The 19716-nt window shown below is 70.6% G+C and carries 15 protein-coding genes; 7 read left to right on the top strand and 8 right to left on the bottom strand.

Annotated features, from left to right (window positions below; genetic code table 11):
• Window positions 1–2: 2 nt before the first annotated feature.
• From rbbA to M2352_RS22455, 3 genes are all read right to left on the bottom strand, one after another.
• Window positions 3–2732 (bottom strand): ribosome-associated ATPase/putative transporter RbbA, encoded by a 2730-nt coding sequence (gene rbbA, locus M2352_RS22465; protein ID WP_264666764.1) that lies wholly within the window; start codon window positions 2730–2732, stop codon window positions 3–5.
• Window positions 2729–3724, bottom strand: coding sequence for an HlyD family secretion protein (locus tag M2352_RS22460; protein WP_264666763.1), 996 nt, complete (start codon window positions 3722–3724; stop codon window positions 2729–2731). The genes rbbA and M2352_RS22460 overlap by 4 nt, the downstream gene beginning before the upstream one ends.
• A gap of 141 nt (window positions 3725–3865) precedes the next feature.
• Window positions 3866–4870, bottom strand: coding sequence for an energy transducer TonB (locus tag M2352_RS22455; RefSeq protein ID WP_264666762.1), 1005 nt, complete (start codon window positions 4868–4870; stop codon window positions 3866–3868).
• Between the two features lie 210 nt (window positions 4871–5080).
• On the opposite strand from M2352_RS22455, the gene M2352_RS22450 reads away from it, so the two are divergent.
• From M2352_RS22450 to M2352_RS22440, 3 genes are all read left to right on the top strand, one after another.
• Window positions 5081–6412, top strand: coding sequence for an ABC transporter substrate-binding protein (locus M2352_RS22450; RefSeq protein WP_264666761.1), 1332 nt, complete (start codon window positions 5081–5083; stop codon window positions 6410–6412).
• Entirely contained in the window at window positions 6409–7737 is a 1329-nt protein-coding gene (locus M2352_RS22445) for a di-heme oxidoreductase family protein (RefSeq protein WP_264666760.1), read from the top strand. Before M2352_RS22450 ends, M2352_RS22445 begins: the two co-directional genes overlap by 4 nt.
• 90 nt (window positions 7738–7827) lie before the next feature.
• Window positions 7828–9825: a TonB-dependent receptor plug domain-containing protein gene (locus M2352_RS22440; RefSeq protein ID WP_264666759.1), complete on the top strand. Its 1998-nt coding sequence runs from the start codon at window positions 7828–7830 to the stop codon at window positions 9823–9825.
• 141 nt (window positions 9826–9966) lie between these two features.
• Here the strand turns inward: M2352_RS22440 and M2352_RS22435 are convergent, their stop codons facing one another.
• Window positions 9967–11163 carry a GGDEF domain-containing protein gene (locus M2352_RS22435; RefSeq protein WP_264666758.1) on the bottom strand — a complete coding sequence of 399 codons (1197 nt, stop codon included), beginning with the start codon at window positions 11161–11163 and terminating at the stop codon, window positions 9967–9969.
• Between the two features lie 190 nt (window positions 11164–11353).
• On the opposite strand from M2352_RS22435, the gene M2352_RS22430 reads away from it, so the two are divergent.
• Window positions 11354–12967 carry a caspase family protein gene (locus tag M2352_RS22430; RefSeq protein ID WP_264666757.1) on the top strand — a complete coding sequence of 538 codons (1614 nt, stop codon included), beginning with the start codon at window positions 11354–11356 and terminating at the stop codon, window positions 12965–12967.
• 8 nt (window positions 12968–12975) lie between these two features.
• Here the strand turns inward: M2352_RS22430 and M2352_RS22425 are convergent, their stop codons facing one another.
• The 4 genes from M2352_RS22425 to modA all read right to left on the bottom strand — a co-directional run bounded on the left by M2352_RS22425 (window position 12976) and on the right by modA (window position 17909).
• Complete coding sequence (locus M2352_RS22425) at window positions 12976–16092, bottom strand: WD40 repeat domain-containing protein (protein WP_264666756.1); 3117 nt, start codon at window positions 16090–16092, stop codon at window positions 12976–12978.
• Between the two features lie 10 nt (window positions 16093–16102).
• Window positions 16103–16264, bottom strand: a complete 162-nt coding sequence (locus M2352_RS22420; RefSeq protein ID WP_264666755.1) for a hypothetical protein — start codon at window positions 16262–16264, stop codon at window positions 16103–16105.
• Between the two features lie 65 nt (window positions 16265–16329).
• Complete coding sequence (locus M2352_RS22415) at window positions 16330–17139, bottom strand: ABC transporter permease (RefSeq protein WP_264666754.1); 810 nt, start codon at window positions 17137–17139, stop codon at window positions 16330–16332.
• 5 nt (window positions 17140–17144) lie between these two features.
• The gene (gene modA / locus M2352_RS22410; RefSeq protein ID WP_264666753.1) at window positions 17145–17909 is read right to left on the bottom strand and encodes a molybdate ABC transporter substrate-binding protein; all 765 of its coding nucleotides are present in this window, start codon (window positions 17907–17909) and stop codon (window positions 17145–17147) included.
• Between the two features lie 259 nt (window positions 17910–18168).
• Between modA and fldA the strand changes: the two genes are divergently transcribed.
• The 3 genes from fldA (at window position 18169) to M2352_RS22395 (ending at window position 19712) form a co-directional block, all read left to right on the top strand.
• Window positions 18169–18651, top strand: a complete 483-nt coding sequence (gene fldA, locus M2352_RS22405; RefSeq protein WP_264666752.1) for a flavodoxin FldA — start codon at window positions 18169–18171, stop codon at window positions 18649–18651.
• Complete coding sequence (locus M2352_RS22400) at window positions 18630–19019, top strand: DUF2023 family protein (RefSeq protein ID WP_264666751.1); 390 nt, start codon at window positions 18630–18632, stop codon at window positions 19017–19019. Before fldA ends, M2352_RS22400 begins: the two co-directional genes overlap by 22 nt.
• A 366-nt stretch (window positions 19020–19385) precedes the next feature.
• Window positions 19386–19712, top strand: a complete 327-nt coding sequence (locus M2352_RS22395) for an STAS domain-containing protein (protein ID WP_264666750.1) — start codon at window positions 19386–19388, stop codon at window positions 19710–19712.
• Window positions 19713–19716: the final 4 nt, after the last annotated feature.

Raw genomic sequence — 19716 nt, 5'->3', positions numbered from 1 at the left:
GCTCACCTCTCCTGCTTGGGCAGCAGGATCAGGCACAGGGCCAGCAGCACCGGCACGAAGGCACCCGTGGCGGCGATGAAGCCCAGCAGATCCCAGAAGCCCAAGCCCTTGGTAAAGGCGCCGACGCTGATCTTCAGGAAATAGGTGGTGGGGAACAGGGTGCCGATGATCCGTGCCGGCCCCTCCAGCGTGGCGACCGGCTGCAGCAGCCCCGAAAACTGGGTGGCCGGCATCATGGTGGCGATGGCGGTGCCGAACACCGCCGCCGTCTGCGTGCTGGTGAAGGCCGACATCAGCAGCCCCAGCGCCGTGGTGGCGGTGACATAGACCAGCCCGCCCAGCAGCAGTCCGGCCAGACTGCCCTTGACCGGCACGCCGAACAGCACCACCGCCATCAGTGTCATCAAGATCAGGTTGACCGTCGCCAGCCCGATGTAAGGCAGTTGTTTTCCCAGCAGAAATTCCAGCCGCGTCACCGGCGTCACATACAGGTTGGTGATGGATCCCAATTCCTTTTCCCGCACCACGCCCAGCGCGGCCAGGATGGCGGGGATGAACACCAGCATCAGCGCGATGACCGAGGGCACCATGGCGTCCAGGCTGCGGAACCCTTGGTTATAGCGGTAGCGCGCCTCCACCGTCGCCGGGGCGGATGGCAGGGTGATGCCGCGGCGCTGGGCCATGTCGGCGATGAAGTGTTCATGAATGCCCGCCACATAGCCCTGGATGGTCTCGGCGCGGAAGGGCATGGCGCCGTCGATGGTCACCGCCACCTCCGGCGCCCGGCCCTGGCGCAGGTCGCGCCCGAAACCGTTGGGGATCTCCACCACCAACGCCACGTCGTTGGCCTGGAACCGCCGCAGCATCGCCGCCCCATCCGTCATGTCGGGGCGGCGCAGGAAATAGGTGGAGCCGTCGAACTGTTCGATGTACGCGCGGCTTTCCGGCGTCTGGTCGCGGTCGAGAACGGCGAAGCGCAGATCCTGCACGTCCATGGTGATGCCATAGCCGAACACCAGCATCAAAAGCACCGTGCCCAGCAGCGCCACCGCCAGCCGCACCGGGTCGCGGCGCAGTTCCAGCGATTCCCGCCCGGCATAGGCCAGCAGCCGGCGCGGGGAAAAGCGCGGGTGGCGGGCGGCGGCGTGCTCCACCGCCAGGGGGGCGGAATCGGGTGCCGGGGCCGGCGTCCCGCCCCCCTCCCCCGCCGCCCGGGTCATGAAGCCGATGAAGGCGTCGTCCAGGCTGGCGGCCCCCTGCTGCCGGCGCAAGTCGTCGGGCGGGCCGGCGGCGATGACCCGGCCCGCGTGCATGAAGGCCACGCGGTCGCAGCGCGCCGCCTCGTTCATGAAATGGGTGGAGACGAAGATGGTGACGTTCTGCTGCCGCGACAGCGCCACCAGATCGGCCCAGAACAGGTCGCGGGCCACCGGATCGACGCCGGACGTGGGTTCGTCCAGGATCAGCATCTCCGGCTCGTGCAGCACCGCCACCGCCAGCGACAGCCGTTGCCGCACCCCCAGCGGCAGCCCGTCGGCCACCGAATCGAGATAGGATTCCAGCCCGAAACGGCGGGACAGCGCCGCCACCCGCTCCGCCGCCGGCAGGTCGAACAGACGGGCGTGCATCACCAGATTCTGCCGCACCGTCAGTTCGCCATAAAGCGAGAACGCCTGCGCCATATAGCCGACCCGCCGCCGGGTGGCCATGTCGCCGGCATCCACCGGGGCACCGAACAGCCGCACCTCCCCCGCCGTGGCGGGCAAGAGGCCGGTCAGCATCTTCATGGTGGTGGTCTTGCCGCAGCCGTTGGAGCCGAGGAAGCCGAAGATCTCCCCCCGCCCGATGCGGAAGCTCACGTCGTTGACGGCGGTGAAGGCGCCGAACCGGCGGGTCAACCCGCGCGCCTCGATGGCGGTTTCCCCGTCCTCGGCGGGATCGCGCGGCGGCACGGTCAGGACGGCGTGGCCACGGCGGGCCTCCTCGGGCAGCAGCGCCACGAAGGCCGACTCCAAATCCGCCGTGCCGGTGCGCGCCAGCACCGCCGCCGGGGTGTCGTCGGCCAGCAGGCGCCCGGCGTGCATCATCAGCACCCGCCCGAACCGCGCCGCCTCGTCCATATAGGATGTCGCCACCAGCACGGTCATGCCGGGGCGCGAGGCGCGGATGCGGTCGATCAGATCCCAGAACTGGCGGCGCGACAGCGGGTCCACCCCGGTGGTGGGTTCGTCCAGGATCAGCAGGTCGGGATCGTGCAGCAGGGCGCAGCACAGCCCCAGCTTCTGCTTCATGCCCCCCGACAGCTTGCCCGCCGGGCGGTCGGGGAAGGGGGCGAGGCCCGTCGCCTCCAAGAGCGTGGCGATGCGCGCCCGCCGTTGGGCGGCATCCAGCCCGAACAGCCGGGCGAAGAACACCAGATTTTCCTCCACGCTCAAATCGGCGTAGAGGTTGCGGCCCAGCCCCTGGGGCATATAGGCGATGCGGGTCTGCACCGCCGCGCGCCGGCGGGCGTCGGCCATGTCGGCGCCCAGCACGGTCACCGTGCCGCCCTGCACCCTTTTCGCCCCGGCGATCAGGCCGAACAGGGTGGATTTGCCCACCCCGTCGGGGCCGATGACCGCCACGGTTTCCGCCGCCGGCAGGGTCAGCGACACGTCATCCAGCCCAACCGTGCGGCCATAGCGGTGGGTGACCCCCGCCAGTTCCACCGCCGGGGCCGTGGCGGTGCTCATGATCCGTTCTCGCGGGTCAGGCGGGATTCCAGCCAGCCCGGCCATTCGGCGGTGTCGTCCAGCCGGACATAGGCCATGCCGGTCACCCCGGTCTTCACCCGGTCGATGTAGCGGGTGACCAGCGCCTCGGGGATGCGGGCCTTGACGCGGAACATCATGCGGTCACGCTCCGACTTGGTTTCCACCTGCTTGGGCGTGAACTGGGCGCGCGGCGACACGAACGACACCATGGCCGGAATCGCCAGATCGGGCAGCGCGTCCAGCACCAGCCGGGCGTCGGCCCCCAGCCCCAGCGGCCCCGCCGCGTCGGTGGGCAGGAAGAAGGTCATGTAGACGTTCGACAGGTCCAGGATGGTCACCACCTTGCCGCCGGCCCCCAGCACCTCCCCCGGTTCGGCCAGCCGGTAGAGCACGCGGCCCGTGCGGGGGGCGGTCAGGATGCCGTCGTTGAGCAGGGTGCGGATGCGCTCCACCTCGGCGTTGGCGGCGGCGATGGCGTCGTCGGCGCTGGCGCGGCGGCTCTGGGCGGCGGCCAGGGCGGCATCGGCGGTCTGGTGCTGGGTGCGCGCCTGATCGACGCGCTGCTGCGAGACATGGCCCTTGCCGAACAGCACCAGGGTGCGTTCCATCTCCTTGGCGGCGAAATCCGCCTCGCCCGTCCGCTGGGCGACGGTGGAATCGGCCTCGGTCCGGGATTCCACGGCCTGCCGCGCCTGGGCCTCGGCGGCGCGGAGCTGGGCTTCCAGATCACGGGTGTCGAGCACGGCCAGGACGGCCCCCGCCTCCACCAGATCGCCTTCCTGCACGCGCACGCTGGCGACGCGGGCGGCGTATTTGGCGGCCACGTCGATCTCGTTGGCCTCGATCCGGCCGTTGGCGGACAGGATTCCCGGCGGCAGTTGCCGGGCGTTGAGGGTGCGGTAGCTGACATAAGCCCCGCCCGCGGCCACCAGAAGCAGCACCAGAGCCAGGGCGAACGGTTTCCATTTCACGGGATACACTCCACGTGGTGCAGGGCGCAAAAGCCGCACGGGGCGGTTCCCTGCCCTTTTGGGCAAGCATAGGCCCGACCGTGGCAGGGGATCAAGGTGCCCCTTGCCGCACGTCCGGCTTATCTCTTGGATCTGAAAGGTTTAATTCACCAGACGGAACGCCACCGGCACCCGCAGCTCCAGCGTGCCGCCCGCCACCTCCGCCGGCAGGGCCGGCAGGGGGGAGGCGCTTTCGATCATCGCCCGCACCGCCTCGTCCAGCAGGGGCGAGCCGGAACCCCGGTCGATCCGCCACGCCAGCACCGTGCCATCGCGGGCCATGCGGAACCACAGCGTCGCCACCCCCTGCGTGCGCAGCATCCGCGCCTGTTCCGGGTAGCGTTTGTGCCGCTCCAGCCACGCGCGCAACCGGGCCAGGTAATCGGGCGGGAAATCGGCGGCACTGGCCGGGGCGCCCTCGCCGCCGGCCCCCCGTGCGGGAGCGGCGGCGGACGGAGCCGCCGCGGCCCCCGCGGGCACGGAGGCCGGGATGGCCGCCGGGACGGATGGTGCCGCGGGCGCGGCGGGGGCCTTCACCACCCGCGGCGGCGGGGGCTTGGGCCGTTCCCGTTCCGGCGGCGGTGCGGGCCGCGGACGGGGTGCCGGGGCCGGGGGTGGCGGCGGGGCCGGTTGCGGGGGCGGCGGCTCCGGCGGGGGTGGAGCAGGCGATGGCGGTGGCGGTGGCGGGGGTGATTCGGGCCGCAGCCCCCCCTCATCCACCGGCGGCGGCGGTTCGGGCGGGGGCAGGTCGGCCAGCGCCACCGTCAACGGCGGGGGTGGCGGCGGCGTTTCCTCCGCCGGGGCCGGCTCGGGCGGCGTGGGGGGGTCGGCCGCGGCCTCCTGCACCGGCGGGGCGGGCGTTTCCTGAGCCGCCGGTTCCGCCGGTTCACCGCCGTCGGGGGCCGAGGCGGCGGCCATGGTCACCAGTTCCACCGACACCACATCGTCCGCCGCGACCACCACCGGCTGGGGCGGCCACAGCAGCAGCACGGCCAGCACCGACCCGTGGACCACCAGCGACGCCGGTATGGTCCAGCCCATGGCCCGCCCGTCATCGCCACGGCGGGCGGGCGGGGCTCCGGGGCTGGGGGAAAGCGGATCGGTCATGGCGAAGCGGGCCGAAACAGCGGAAACGGGACATCTATACACCGTTCATAGGCTGAAGGAAGCCATCATCCGCCGCCGGACGCAACAACGTTATATTTGTCATGATATTTCGTTGACGGGCACCACCATCCGTTATATCCATAAAGATATTAATGCCATTGCCGTTCCCGCCCCGCTTCCCGGCCTTGCCCCCGCCCGAGGAGACCACCCATGCCCGTGCCTTTCCGCCGCCGCGTGCTGGCCACGACCCTGACGTTTCTGGCCGGGGCCGGCGCCTTATGGCTCGCCGGCCCGTCCCCGGCCCGGGCGCTGGAGGATCAGGTGGTTGTGGTCACCAGCTACCCGGAGGAGATGACGGGCCGCTATGAACAGGCGTTCGAAAGGGCCAACCCCGGCGTGGACCTGCGCATCGTGTGGAAGCACGCCCGCGATGCACAGACGCTGCTGACCACCCCCGGCCATGGCGGGGCCGACGTCTATTGGACGCCCTCGTTGGGCAGCTTCCCCGCGTTGCGGGACGCCGGGGTGTTCCGCCCGCTGGCGGTGGACCGCGCCGCCCTGCCGGGCCGCATCGGAGCGGAGGTGATCTCCGACCCCCAGAGCACCTATGAGGCGTTCGAGGTGGCCGGCTACGGCATCGTCACCAACCCGGCGGCGCTGGCCGCCCGCGGGCTGACCCCGCCCGCCGGGTGGCAGGATCTGGCACAGCCGCGGTTCGCCGGGCTGGTGTCGCTGCCCATCGCGTCCCAGGTCGGCTTCTCCCCCGCCCTCTACGAATCGCTGCTGCAGGACGCAGGGTGGGATGCCGGGTGGGCCATGATCGGAGAAATCGCCGGCAACGCCCGCCCCATCACGTCGGGCGGACAGGTGGCCGACAGCGTGCAGACCGGCGCGGCGGTGGCCGGGCTGACCATCGACTTCTTCGCCAGATCGGCCATCGCCAACGGCCAGCCGGTGGCCTTCGCCTATCCCCCGCGCACCGCCTTCGTCCCGGCGCAGGTGGCCATCACCGCCCAGGCCCCCCACCCGGACGCGGCCCGGGCCTTCGTCGATTTCGTGCTGTCGGCGGAGGGTCAGTCCCTGCTGTTCCACCCCGACGTCCGCCGGTTGCCCGTGCGCCCCGACGTCTACGCCGCCGCCCCGGCGGGACAGGTCAACCCGTTCGCCCACAACGGTGATTTCGCCTATGACATCCCGCTGGGCCTGGCGCGCACGGCGCTGGTGGTGGCGCTGTTCGACCGGGTGGTGACCGAACGGCTGGCCGACACCGCCGCCCTGTGGCAGGCGATCCACGCGGCGGAAGCGGCCCCCGATCCCACACCGGAGCGCGCGGCCCTGATCGCCCGCGCCCGCGCGCTGGCCGGCTGGGTGCCGGTGCCGGCCGGGGACGCGGCGGACCCGGCGCTGCCGGCCCTGTTCGCCAGCCGCCGCACCGACCCGGACGCCGATGCCCGCGCCAAGGCCCTGGAAGCCACCTGGAACGAGCAACTGACGGCCACCCGCGCCGAGGCGCTGGCCCTGATCCGGCAGGCGGCGCCATGACGCGGGGTGCGGCAACCGTTCTTCTGTTGGCGCTTCTGGCCGGACCCGCGGCGGCGCAGGACGGGGTGACCGTTCCGTCCGCCGGGCGGGACGCACTGGGCCAGCCCATCCCCGCCCTGGCGCCGGAGCATCACGACGCCTTCGCCCATGGCCGGTCGCTGTTCCGGCAGGCGTGGCTGATCACCCCCTCGGCGGAACAGCCGGAGCTGGATGGGCTGGGGCCGGTGTTCAACCGCCTGTCCTGCGTCGCCTGCCACGTCAAGAACGGGCGCGGCGCCCCGCCCGATGGGGAAAACGACGTGATGCGCACCACGCTGGTGCGGCTGTCGGCCCCCGACGGTACCCCACACCCGGCCTATGGCGAGCAGTTGAACCCCGATTCCATTCCCGGCGTGCCGGGCGAAGGGAAAGCCACCCTGGTCTGGACGCCGGTGCCCGTCACCCTGGACGACGGCACGGTGGTGGAACTGCGGCGGCCCACGCTGCGGTTCCGGGATCTGGCGTTCGGTCCGCTGGGCGACGGGGTGCTGACCTCGGTGCGCATGGCGCCGCCGGTGCATGGGCTGGGGCTGCTGGACGCGGTGCCGGAGTCGGTCATTCTGGAGGCCGCCGACCCCGGCGACCACGATGGGGACGGTATTTCGGGCCGCCCCAACCGCATCCACGACGTCGCCAGCGGCCAGACGCTGATCGGGCGTTTCGGGCTGAAGGCCAACCAGACGACGCTGCGCCAGCAGATTGCCGGGGCGTTCCTGGGCGACATCGGCATCACATCCCCCCTCTTCCCCGGGGAAAACTGCACGGGCGTGCAGACCGCCTGCGCCGCCGCGGCAAACCGGGGGGAACCGGAACTGACCGCCGCGCAGTTGGACGCCATCACCCTCTATTCCGCCGCCCTGGCCGTGCCCGCCCGCCGCACCGCCCCCGGCGCGGAGGAGGGAGAGGCGCTGTTCACCGCCATCGGCTGTGCCGCCTGTCACCGCCCCACCCTGACCACCGGCCCCTATCCGGCATTGCCGGAACTGGCGGGCCGCACCATCCATCCCTTCACCGATCTGCTGCTGCACGACATGGGGCCGGATCTGGCCGACGGGCGCCCCGACGGGCTGGCCGGCGGCAGCGACTGGCGCACCCCGCCCCTGTGGGGCCTGGGTCTGGCGGGGGTGGCGGGGGACGGTGCCTTCTACCTTCACGACGGGCGTGCCCGCACGGTGGCCGAGGCCATCCTGTGGCATGGGGGTGAGGCGGCAGCATCGCGCGCCCGCTTCGGCGCCCTGCCCGCCGCCGCACGGGACACGCTGCTGGCCTTCCTCCGCACTCTCTGAACAACGCCTTCAACCGCCAACACGAACGGGACGATCGGGACCGACATGCGCTATATACATCTAACTATCACGACTTCGCTCCTGGCTCTGATGGCCGGCACCGCGTCGGCCCAATCCTCGGATGTCTTCACCCTGGGCGAAATCAACGTGACCGCCCGCGACGACTCCGGCTCGGCGGTGGGCAGCAGCGTGCTGACGGCCGAGGAGATGTGGACCCACAACCGCACGGCGCTGGACGACGCGCTCAATCTGGTGCCCGGCGTGTCGTCGTCCAACACCGGCGGGTCACGCAACGAGCGCACCATCACCGTGCGCGGGTTCGACCGCTTTCAGGTACCGCTGTCCATCGACGGCATCCGCGTCTATCTGCCCGCCGACAACCGGCTGGACTTCAACCGTTTCCTCACTCCCGACGTGTCGGAGGTGCAGGTGGCCAAGGGCTATGTCTCGGTCCTGGACGGCCCCGGCGGCATGGGCGGGTCGATCAACCTCGTCACCCGCAAGCCCACCAAGGCCATCGAGGGCGAAGCGCGCGGCGGCCTGACCTTCGACAACAAGGGCGCCCTGTCGGACAACACCACCTATGCCCGCGTGGGCAGCCGGCAGGAAAAGTTCTATGTGCAGGCCAGCGGTGCCCGCACCGAGCGCACCCACATCCGCCTGTCCGACGATTTCGGCCGGACGGTGAACGAGAACGGCGGCAACCGCGACCATTCGGGCACCAAGGACTGGCGGGTGAACCTGAAGGCCGGCTTCACCCCCAACGACACCGACGAATACAGCATCAGCTTCACCAAGCAGGACGGCGAGAAGGAAACCCCGCCCCACATCACCGACACCCTGTCATCGCAACGCTATTGGACGTGGCCGTACTGGGACATCATGAGCCTGTACTGGCTGTCCAACACCAGGATCGGCGATGCGTCGTACGTGAAGACCAAGCTGTACTACAACACCTTCGAAAACGGCCTCTATTCGTGGGACGACGCCAACTACAGCCGTCAGGCCACGTCCAAATCGTTCCGCAGCTTTTACGACGACAAGGCCGTGGGCGGCAGCGTGGAGGCCGGGACCGACCTGATCCCCGACAACACGCTGAAAGGAGCGGTCCATTACCGCCGCGACACTCACAAGGAATGGCAGGACATCTATTCGCCGCGCTATTTCACCGAACCCACCCAGACCACCGAGGAGGATACGTGGTCGGTGGCGGCGGAAAACACCTGGCACGCCACCAAGAACACCGACCTGGTGGTGGGGGCCAGCTACAACTGGCGCATTCTAAGCAAGGCGCAGGACTGGACCGGCACGTCGCTGGCCGGCGGCAGCTTCATCAACTATCCCATCGCCAACAGCCATTCCTTCGACTGGCAGGGTGCGCTGATCCACCGCTACAGCGACACGGGCCGCGTGCACGCCAGCCTGTCGTCGCGCACCCGCTTCCCCACCATCTTCGAACGCTTCAGCTCGCGCTTCGGCGGGGCGACGTCCAATCCGGGTCTGGCGCCGGAACGGGCCATCACCATGGAGATCGGCGCCGCCGACACCGTGTTCGGCAACACCCGGCTGGAAGGGGCGCTGTTCCATTCCCGCGTCACCGACGTGATCCAGCAGGTCAACATCGTCTACAGCGGCTCCCCCGTCAGCCAGAGCCAGAACGTGGGCAACGGCCAGTATTTCGGGTTCGAACTGTCGGCCGAGACGGCGGTGACCAGCACGCTCACCGTGGGCGGCAACTACACCTATGTCCGCCGCGACATCGACAACACCACGAACCCGGCCATCAAGCCGATCGGCACGCCCATCAACAAGCTGTTCGCCTACGCCACCTATAAGCCGCTGGAATCGCTGAGCATCACCCCCAGCGTGGAAGCGGCCAGCGACCGCTGGACCAGCAACACCGCCGGCACCGTCTATTACGGCACCGGCGCCTACACGCTGGTGAACCTGCAGGCCGACTGGAAGATCACCGGCAACCTGGAGGCAGCCCTCGGGGTGCGCAACCTGTTCGACGCGGACTATCAGCTCACGGACGGCTTCCCCGAGGCCGGACGGACCTTCTTCCTCAACGCCCGCGCGACGTTCTGAGGGAAAACATGACGAGTCCACGGCCGGGCGGTGCGGTCCGGCCGGGGTTTGCGCCGACAGGGAGGGGAAACCGCCGGCGCAATGGGGGGCGGGGGTTCATGGGACTCCCCCCGCCCCCCTCTTTTCCACCCGTGGAGACGGTCAGCCAGCCGCCGGGGCGGCCCCGGCGCTCATCACGCCCACCACCCGGTTGCGCCCCTCGCTCTTGGCCTGATGCAGCGCCTGTTCGGCGCGCGCGATGGTGCCGAACACGTCGGCGTCATAGCCCGACACGGTGGCAAGGCCGATGCTGACAGTCATGGATACCGGAACACCGCCGGTCATCACCGGGGTTTCCGCCACCCGCAGGCGCAGCTTGTCCAGCACCCGCTGGGCGTCCCCCAGCGGGGTTTCCGGCAGGATCAGGAAGAATTCACCGCCCCCGAACCGCCCGAAACTGTCGGTGGAACGGATGGTGTCGGCCACCGTGGCGGTCAGGGCGCGGATGGCCTCGTCGCCCGCGGCATGGCCGTGAGTGTCGTTGATGGCCTTGAAACGGTCGATGTCGATCACCGCCACCGCGGCCCCGCCGCCATAGCGGCGCACCCGGTCGAATTCCCGGCCCGCCGCGTCCAGCAACCCCCGGCGGTTCAGGCACCCCGTCAGCGGGTCGATGCTGGCCGCCGCCTGCAACGCGGCCCGCGCCGCGGCCAGACGCCGGAACAGTGGGCGGACGACGAACAGCGCTTCCGCCGCCAGAACGGCCAGCAGCGCCGCCAACAGCACGGTCAAGGTGGCGCGCAGGGTGCCGGCGGCGGCGGCATCGTCCCGTTCCCACTGGCGCGCCGCCGCGTCCAGGGCGGCGGGAAGGGGTTGCACCGCGTCGTCCAGCAGCGCCGCAAGCTCGGCACTGCCTGCCCGCCGGTCGGGGGGCAGGGTCAGGAACCGCTGCGCCGCCCCGATGAACCGGCGGAGCTGGCCATCGAGATTATGGGGCGGTTCCAGAAAGACCGCGCGCACCGCAGGGCTGGCGTTCAGGCCGCCCGCCGATCGGGTCATGCCGTCGATCAGGGCCTGATGGGTGTTGTCCAACTGCTCCACCGCATCCCGCAGCGCCGTTTCCGCGGGTGCGCGGCGCTCCGGTTCGGCCAGGGCCAGGGTCTGGGCCAGACTGGCGATGCGCTGGGTCAGCACCCGCTCGTGCGCGTTGATGGCGGCCACGCGGGACGCTTCCGCCCGGCCCGCCGCCATGGCGTCGGCCATCAGATGAATGGCGAAGGCCGCCGCGGCGATGAGCACCAGGGCCAGCAGATAGACGGCCACCGTCCGCGCAACGCCCTGTTTGCCCGCCTGATCCATCCGCCGTCTCCCACGCTTGCCGGCCCGCCGCCTCCGGTGACGGCTGGCGCACCGCACCATATCGGAACGGGGGACGGGGACAAAGGGGAACTCGACATGGGGGCCTTCGGGGTCAATGGGTTGCGCAGCATCGGTTTCCGCGCGATCCTGCCCCGGTCCACTCGCCCCACGGCTGGGAGCCGGCCTGCCCATGACCCGCATTTCCCCCCATCGCCCCCCGCCCGCGGTCCGCCGGATGCTGGCCGCGGGGGCCGCCGTCCTGGCCCTGGCGGCGGGAACGGCGCGGGCGGAGATGGCCGCCCTGGTCATCGGCATCGACGCCTACCGAACGGTCACCCCCCTGCACGGCGCGGTCAACGACGCCCGCGACATCGCCGACGCGCTGAAGACCGCCGGGGCCGGCACCGTCCGCCTGCTGCTGGACGGCGACGCCACACGCGGAGCGGTGCTGAAGGAATGGGACGCGCTGATCGCCGCCACCGCCCCCGACGCCACGCTGGTGCTGAGCTACGCCGGCCACGGCGGGCAGGAGCCGGAACGGGTGCCCGGCAGCGAGGCCGACGGCAAGGACGAGGTGCTGCTGCTGGCGGGTTTCGCCGCCAAGGGGCCGGGCACCGCCGAACGCATCACCGACGACGAACTGGCCCTGATGCTGAAGGCGGCGGCCCCGCGGCGGGTGATCTTCGTCGCCGACGCCTGTCATTCCGGCACCATGACCCGCGCCGTCGATCCCCGCGGCGGGCAGCTCGGCACCCGTGCCGCCACCTATGGCCCCATCGAGGACGACGCCCTGCCCCCGCCCACCCCCGCAGCGCTTGCCGCGGAAAAGGAGGAGCCGCCCAACGTCACCTTCTTCGCCGCGGTGCCCGAGGACGAACTGGCACCGGAGGTGATGATCGACGGGCAGCCCCGCGGCGCCCTGTCGTGGGCCTTCGCCCGCGCGCTGCGCGGCGGGGCCGACCGTGACGGCGACGGGATTTTGTCGAAGGGCGAGCTGGAAAGCTTCATCCGCGAAACCGTGCGCATGAAGATGGAAGGACGCCAGCACCCCCAGGTGCGCCCGGCGGGCCGCGGCGGCGATGCCCTGATCGAGGCCACGCCCGTGCCGGTGGCGCCCTTCGCCGGCCTGCCCGACGGCGCCCCCGTCACCCTGCGGATCCTGGCCGCGGAGGACGACGCACGGCGTCTGGCCGCCGCCCTGACCGGCATCACCCCGGTGACCGGCGACGGCCCCGCCCTGCTGACCTGGGACCAGCGGCGGGGGGAGGTGATATCGGAGAGCGGCGACATGGTGGCCGGGGTCAAGGGCAGCCCCGCCGACCCGGCGGTGATCCGCCGGCTCCAGCAGATCGTGGACCGCTGGTCGCTGGTGGAACGGGCCAAGGCCGCCGCCGGCCCCCGCCCGCTGGCGCTGGCGCTGCTGCCGGACGACCGCATCCACCACCAGGGCGACAAGGTGACCTTTGCCGTGTCTGGCAACCAGGGGCGTTACTTCACCCTGATCGATCTGGCCGCCGACGGGTCGGTGGCGTTCCTCTACCCCCGTGCGGGCGGCCCCGACAGCGACCCGCTGCTGATCCCCCGCAACGGCCCCTACCGCCTGTTGTTCACGGTGCAGCCGCCGTTTGGCGCCGACCATTTCATCGCCATCACCACCACCCAGCCGCTGCCGGCCCTGCACGCCGACCTGCTGGCGCTGGAGGGCCGCTCCGCCGCCACCCAGGTGGCCCGCCTGCTGTCCCGCCATCTGGCCGGGCAGATGGTGGAACTGGGGGTGCATGGTGTCTACACGGGGCCGCGGTAAAACGCCCCCTACGGCACCGGGGACGCCACCGGAAAGGGGGTGAGGTCGCTGCCGCCGGTCTTGAACACCGCGGTCTGCCGCCAGTTGCGTTCCTTGGCCAGGCGGGGCACGGCGCGGCTGACGTACTGGCCCAGGGTCAGGTTGTAGATGGCGTCGTCGCCCGACAGCATCGCCTTGCCCTTCAACCCGTCCAGCACCGCATAGGCGAAGACGCCGGTGCGGGAATCGTAGCTGTCCAGCGCCTCCTGCTCCTCCGACGCGGCGGCCAGCAGGAAGCGGGTGCCCATATCCTGATAGAGCTTGTCCACGGTGGCCGCCGGCACAGCCCCGGCGTGGCAGGTGTCGAGCAGGACGAAGACGTTGCGCGCGGCGATGCCGCTGATCAGGCGGTTGAGATCCTTTTCCGACAGGGTTTCGGCGCCGATGGCCGCCGCCGACACCTCGCTCAGGTTCTGGGTGACGAAGTAATAGAGGTTCACCGCCGGATCCTTGACCGAGGGCACGATCACCCCGTGACCGGCCAGATAGATCACCACCGTGTCGTCGGGGCGGGCTGCCGCCGCCAGTGTCTCCAGCCCCGCCGTCACCGCGTCCCGCGTTGCCTGCTCGTCGTAAAGCGTGATGGACAGGGCGTTGGAGGCGGCGGCGTCGTAACCGTCGGGCACCCGCTGCTCCAGGATGCCGGCCACGGCCTCGGCGTCGGAGCGGGCGAAGCGCAGGGCGGCGCCCGGCGGGCGGTAGGCGTTGATGCCGGCCACGAAGCGCAGCAGCCGCGGTTTCTTCACCGCCGGCCCGCGGGTGGTCTCATCCCCCGCTCCCGCTCCGGCAGCCGGCTGGGGTGCGGGCGCCGCGGTGAACGCCACCACCGCCGACCGTTCATAGACCGCATCGCCGCTGGCGTAGGCGCGCACCTGCACCCGGCTGGTGCCGGGGTCGAGCAGGATCACGCCCTCCCGCACGTCGGCGGCCGCATCGGGGCGGGCATAGCCGCGGGCCTCGGCGCTGGCCTGGGCACTGGCGGTGACGTTGCGTCCGTTGAGGAAAAGATTGACCGTGCCCACCCCGCCGCCGGTGTCGCTCACCCGGTAGCGCAGCCGCACCGCCGCGGTGCCGGCGGGCAGGGCCTGGGCGATGGCGGGCGTCTCGTCCGCCTGGGCCGGGACGGGCTGGGCCGGTTCGTCCGCCGTGCGGGCAAAGGCGCGGCTGGCCGGCGTGGGGTCCAGGGGCCGGCACGGCGCCTCACCCCCGTCCACCGCGATGGGACAGATGTCGGTCAGGGCGACCCGTGGGCGGCTCTGGGTCCGTTGCCGCACGTCGCCGATGGCGCGCACACGGGCCTGGATCTCCGCCTCTCCGGTCCGGGTCAGCTTGGCGCGCACAAGCTCCGGGGCTTGGAACACGCGGTAGACCTGTTTGAATTCAACCCATTGCAGCCCCTTCTTCTCAGGATCGTTGAAGTGGAAACCCACCAGCGCCTCGCCCCCGCCATCGGAATGGGCGAAGAAGCCCTCGGGCGTCCAGATCACCCACCGTCTGCCGTCGCGGTGGGGGAAGAAGGCGGCCAGTTCGGCCAGGGGCTGCGGCCCGGTCAGGGCGAACCAGCGCAACGTGCCGTCGCCCAAGGCCGCCACCGCCACCCGCCCGTCCGCCGCGGCCACCACGCCCCACACGGCGGCGGGAACGGCGGCGCGCGCCCGTTCCATCCCATCGGCACCGATCAGGCGCAGGCTGAACTCCGCTCCCACCAGGGCTGCGGAGCCGTCGGGCAGCACGGTGGCGCTGCGCGCGGTTTCCCCGGAATCGAGCGCCACCGGGTGGCCGTTGACCTGGGGCGTACGCCCGTTGCGCCAGCCGGTGACGCTCACCCCGGCAGCCTCGGCCACCGGAGGGGTGAAACCGGGCTGGAGGCCGGGGTCGGCGGTCAGCGTGCCGGCCAGGGCGTCGAAGCGGAAGGGGCGCCGGCCCCCCTGCTCCAGCCCGTAATCGACGGTCATGCCGTCGGGGGACAGGGCGAAACGGCCCTGGGGCAGGTCGCGGAAATCACCGGTCTCCCCCCGGCGGGTGTAAACGGGAACACCGCTGCCGTCCACCCGCCCCCACGCCGGGTCGGACGCGGCGAACAGCAGCCCGCCATCGGGCAGCGGGCGGAGATGGTTCACCGTATCGCGGGCGATGACGGTGTCGGCGGGCGCGCCCCGCCCGCCGTCCGGCCAGCGGCGCAGGACGGTGCTGGTGGCGTCCACCCCCAGCGATCCGGCGGCGGCCAGCACCGGCGCTCCGCCGGGCACGGCCATCCAGGCCACGGCGTTGAGGCTGCCCGCCGCCCCGCTGCCGGGTGCGGGGGTGAACAGCGGTTCCAGCGTTTGGGCCGACAGCACCGCCACCCGCGGCGCATCGGCGTATCCCACCGCCAGAAGGGCGCCGTCGGGTGAAAAGGCCAACGACGCCGGCTGTCCGCCGTCCGACGACCTGTATGTGGCCAACGGCGCGAAATCGGGACCGTACAGCCGCACCGTCCCGTCGAAGGATGCCGCCGCCAGCCGCCCGGCGGCGTCGAAGGCCACGGCAACGGTGCGGGCGCCATAGCTTGCATCCTCCGCCACCAGACGGAAGGTGGCGCTGTCCCACACCCGCACTCCCGCGGTGCCGCCGAAGGCCCCGGCCACGAACCGCCCGTCGGGGGAATAAGCCAGATCGTTCACCACCTGCGGCTGGCCCGGCAGCCGGCCCTTCAGCCGCAGCGCCTTGACGTCGAAGAGGTAGAGGGCGGTGCCGCCGTCCCACGCCGACCCGGTGTTGCCGGCGGCCACCGCCGTGGCCCCGTCGGGCGACAGGGCGACGGCATACAGCGCGCCCTCGTCCCCCGCCTCCATGGGCACGCGCAGCACGCCCAGCGGCTCCCCGGTGTCGCGGGTCCACAGGCGCAGCGTCTTGTCGTTGGACACGGTGGCGGCGATGCGCGCCTGCGCGTCCACCGCCACGCGGTTGATGCGGGCGCTGTGCCGCCCGGTTTCGATGCGCAGGAACGGCGCGGTGGTCACGTCCGCCGCCCACCCCGCCCCACCCGGCAGGGTCGGGACGCACAGGGCCAGCAAACCCAGAAGGATCAGGCGGCGAAGCGTCATGGCGGCCCCGTCAGAAGGTTTCCAGCTCCGCATCCTTGCCCGCCGGGGGCGGACGGTTGCCGCCGTTCAGCCGCTCGGAATTCTCGACCCCCGTGGTGGTGCGCTCCGCCGCCGGGGCGTCCTCGTCCGTGCGGGTGGCGGACGCGCCGTCCGTGCCGGTGCCGTTGCTCATGATCCCCTCCCCCTGTCCGTATGGGGAAAAGGTGCCACAGGCAATCCGGGTAAAGAAAGGGGGGATTACGCCCCTCCACGCGCGCCGCCCAGCCCCCGCAAGACCAGCAGAAGCGCGGACGCCACCGCCAGCAGGATCAGGGCGCAGGCCACCGCCACCCCGGTTTCCCCGGTGGCGATGTTGAGGAACACCGCCATGGGCAGGGTTTCGGTGCGCAGCCGCGTGGCCCCGGCCAGCAGCAGCGTGGCGCCGAATTCCCCCAGCGCCCGCGCCCACGCCAGCACCGCCCCGGCCAGCAGCCCGCGGGCGGCGAGCGGCAGATCGACGCTCCAGAACACCCCCCACGGCGTGGCCCCCAGGGTGCGGGCGGCGTCGCCCAGACCGGGGTCGGTGGCGGCGAACGCCGCCTTGCCCATGCGCACCATCACCGTGGCGGCGACGAACGCCTGAGCCAGAACCACTCCGGCGGGGGAGAACAGCAGGTCGATCCCCATGGCCGCCAGCGGCTCCCCCAGCATCCGCCGCCCGAACAGGAACAGCAGCCCCAGGCCCGCCACCAGCGGCGGCATGACCATGGGAATGTCCAGCAGCGTGTCCACCACCGCCTGCCCCGGAAAGGACCGGCGGGCGAGCAGATAGGCCGCCGGCAGCCCCAGCGCCACCCCCGCCGCCAGCGCCGCCGCCGACGTCCACAGGGACAGCCACAGCGCGAAGCGGGTCTCCGGGGACCGGAAGGCGGTCAGCAGTTCCGCCCACGACAGCCGCAGGGCCAGCGCCGCCAGCACCCCCGCCACCAGCAGCAGGATCAGCGCCAGCGGCACCGCCGCCAGACAGTCCAGCCCGGTCAGCCGGCGGCGCAGAGGGCGCGGCCTCACCCCCCTTACCGTTTGGCCGGGGGAAAGCCGTAGCGGGCGAACACCGCCAGTCCCTCGTCGGAGGCCAGGAACGCGGCGAAGGCCGCCGCCGCGTCCGGCTGGGTGGAGGCGGACAGCACCGCCACCGGCGCGTATTCCGCCTGGTACCAGTCGGTGGGGATGGCGCGCACCACGAACGTGCCCGGCGCCTGCGCCGCTTCCGCCGCACCGATGATGGCGGCGTCCACGTTGCCGTCGATGACGTAGAGGGCCAATTGCTTGACCGTGGCGGCGCGGACGGTGACGTTCTTTCGGATGGCATCCCCCTGGCCCGAACGGTCGAGGATCTCGTCGGCCGTGCGCCCGAGCGCCATGGCCGCCGGGTCGCCCAGCCCCAGCTTCACCCCCGGCTTGGCCAGATCGGAAAAGCTCTGGATGGCGTCGGCCTTGCCGTTCGCCACCGCCAGCACCGGGCCGTGGAGCACGAGGATCCACTCCTCCCGAACCCCGCCCTTTTCCTTCAGCGTGCCGGTGTAGGCGGTGCTGCCGGGGATGAACAGGTCGCCCTTGCCGGTTTCCCCGATACGGGTCAGAAGCTGGCCCGAGCCGCCGTATTCGGCCTTTACCGTCACGCCGGTCTTCTGCCGGTACGCCTCGATCAGGGCGTCCACCGGGGGCCGCAGCCCGGCACCGACATAGGCGTACAGCTCCTGCCCCCAGGCCGGGGCACCGGCTGCCGTCATCAGGACCGCGGCGATCATCAGGCCGGCGGCCCGCCACGTTGCGCGCATGTTCGTTCCTTCCATTCACCGGGGATCCCTGCCGTGGCAGGGGCTCATCGTTATTCTTTTTGGAATATTTCGATGAGGACGGTCAACCGTCTTTGTGTTGCCAGGCAGATTGCTAAACCGCGGATGGTTGGTTTGACTTTTTATCAGCAACACCTCGGAAGCCATCGAATCCATATTGCAAATCACTATCATTTGCATAATCATCATGAGCGCCCGGGCTTCACCTCACCCACCGACTTTCAGGAAAAGAGCAGCCCCGATGAACATCACGGTTATCTACGGCTCCGATGCCGGCGCCACCAAGGCCGTCGCCACGCGCATCGCCAAGAAGATCCAGGGCAAGGCCATCGACATCAAATCGGCCACCGCCGCCGATTTCGAAAGCTGCGACCTGCTGATCCTGGGCGCCCCCACCTATGGCAACGGCGACCTGCAATCGGACTGGGAAGCGCACATCGACACGCTCAAATCCGCCGACATCGCCAATAAAAAGGTCGCGCTGTTCGGCACCGGCGATCAGGTGAACTATCCCGAATCCTTCGTGGACTCCATGGGCATCCTGTACGATCACGTGGTCGAACAGGGGGGTGTCGTGGTGGGTTTTACCGAAACCGACGGATACGACTATTCCGCATCGACGGCCGAACGCGATGGCAGGTTCGTCGGCCTTGCGCTTGACCAGGACAACCAGTCTTCCAAAACGGACAAGCGAATCACCACATGGATCAGCCAGTTGACCTGATACCGGCGGGGGCGTCCCGCGCATCGCTGAAGATCCTGGCGCACCACCTGTACGAGTACGACAAGGGCGTGCGCCAGATGTTCATGATGACGCTGGGGCCCTGCGACACCGATGCGGTCATCCGCCGCCTGTGCCGCCGCGGCATCGCCCATCATATCCACCCGGTCAGCCCGGCCAAGACCAACGTCTTCTTCGGGCGGCCCGCCTGGATCGACACCGTGCGGGCGGTGGTCTGCAAACCCCTCAACCAGCTCTCTCCCGAGGAGGATTTCATCCTTGGCGTGCTCTTGGGGTATGACAAGGAAATGCAGTGCCGGCGCTTTCTGGCGCTGGCGCAGGCACGGGCCGGGGTCTGTGCGGCGGAATAGTCACCCGGCCCGCCCTGTTTATCTTCCCCCGAGTCGGTTCGCACCGGCTTCCGGCGCGGACTCGAACAGAAATTCAAATGTTACAAAAGCCGGTGGCCGGCAAAGAGACTGTTCGTTGCGTGTCATGCCGTTCACAAGCATGCTCGGGTATGTGTCAGCCCGATAACATGCCGGCAGCCCATCTGCGTCATGCTGACGCAGCACCCCTTGCTGACCGTTGATTCGTTCCATGTCTGCAGGCAGGCTTTTGCAACGCCAAAGAGAAACAGCCTGTACTACCGACGTTGCAATGATCGAGCGGAGGTTGGGGGGACGATGCACTACACCATCACCACGGCTGACAAAACCGCGCCGGGGAAGGCGCCCATGGTGCGCATTCAGGGACGCTGGACATTCAACGAACACGCCACCGCCCGCACCATGATCGGCGAGCTGCTGACCCTGCCCGGAACCCATGCGGTCCTCGACGTGTCCGCCCTGGAGTCCATCGATTCCGCCGGCATCGGCATGCTCTTGATCGCGTACGAGGAAATGCGCCGTCACGGCAAGACCGTGGCGCTGGTGGGCGCCCAGGGCCGGGTGCAGCGGGTGTTCCAGGTGGCGCGGCTGGACGCGGTGTTCACCGACAACCTGCCCATCTACGAACCGTCGAAGGTCAGCGTGTTCCCCGAACCGCGGCGCTCGTGCGCGTAGGGGC

Origin of the sequence: Azospirillum fermentarium (genome assembly GCF_025961205.1) — a bacterium.
Classification (GTDB): Bacteria; Pseudomonadota; Alphaproteobacteria; order Azospirillales; family Azospirillaceae; genus Azospirillum; species Azospirillum fermentarium.
The sequence above is the reverse complement of the archived record's forward strand: the minus strand, read 5'-3'. Positions and strand labels throughout refer to the sequence as shown.

What these genes read in the sequence shown, in the direction of transcription:
- rbbA (WP_264666764.1), bottom strand. Translation starts at nt 2,732, where the DNA reads ATGAGCACCGCCACGGCCCCGGCGGTGGAACTGGCGGGGGTCACCCAC.
- M2352_RS22455 (WP_264666762.1), bottom strand. Translation starts at nt 4,870, where the DNA reads ATGACCGATCCGCTTTCCCCCAGCCCCGGAGCCCCGCCCGCCCGCCGT.
- M2352_RS22450 (WP_264666761.1), top strand. Translation starts at nt 5,081, where the DNA reads ATGCCCGTGCCTTTCCGCCGCCGCGTGCTGGCCACGACCCTGACGTTT.
- M2352_RS22445 (WP_264666760.1), top strand. Translation starts at nt 6,409, where the DNA reads ATGACGCGGGGTGCGGCAACCGTTCTTCTGTTGGCGCTTCTGGCCGGA.
- M2352_RS22440 (WP_264666759.1), top strand. Translation starts at nt 7,828, where the DNA reads ATGGCCGGCACCGCGTCGGCCCAATCCTCGGATGTCTTCACCCTGGGC.
- M2352_RS22435 (WP_264666758.1), bottom strand. Translation starts at nt 11,163, where the DNA reads ATGGATCAGGCGGGCAAACAGGGCGTTGCGCGGACGGTGGCCGTCTAT.
- M2352_RS22430 (WP_264666757.1), top strand. Translation starts at nt 11,354, where the DNA reads ATGACCCGCATTTCCCCCCATCGCCCCCCGCCCGCGGTCCGCCGGATG.
- M2352_RS22425 (WP_264666756.1), bottom strand. Translation starts at nt 16,092, where the DNA reads ATGACGCTTCGCCGCCTGATCCTTCTGGGTTTGCTGGCCCTGTGCGTC.
- M2352_RS22420 (WP_264666755.1), bottom strand. Translation starts at nt 16,264, where the DNA reads ATGAGCAACGGCACCGGCACGGACGGCGCGTCCGCCACCCGCACGGAC.
- modA (WP_264666753.1), bottom strand. Translation starts at nt 17,909, where the DNA reads ATGCGCGCAACGTGGCGGGCCGCCGGCCTGATGATCGCCGCGGTCCTG.
- fldA (WP_264666752.1), top strand. Translation starts at nt 18,169, where the DNA reads ATGAACATCACGGTTATCTACGGCTCCGATGCCGGCGCCACCAAGGCC.
- M2352_RS22400 (WP_264666751.1), top strand. Translation starts at nt 18,630, where the DNA reads ATGGATCAGCCAGTTGACCTGATACCGGCGGGGGCGTCCCGCGCATCG.
- M2352_RS22395 (WP_264666750.1), top strand. Translation starts at nt 19,386, where the DNA reads ATGGTGCGCATTCAGGGACGCTGGACATTCAACGAACACGCCACCGCC.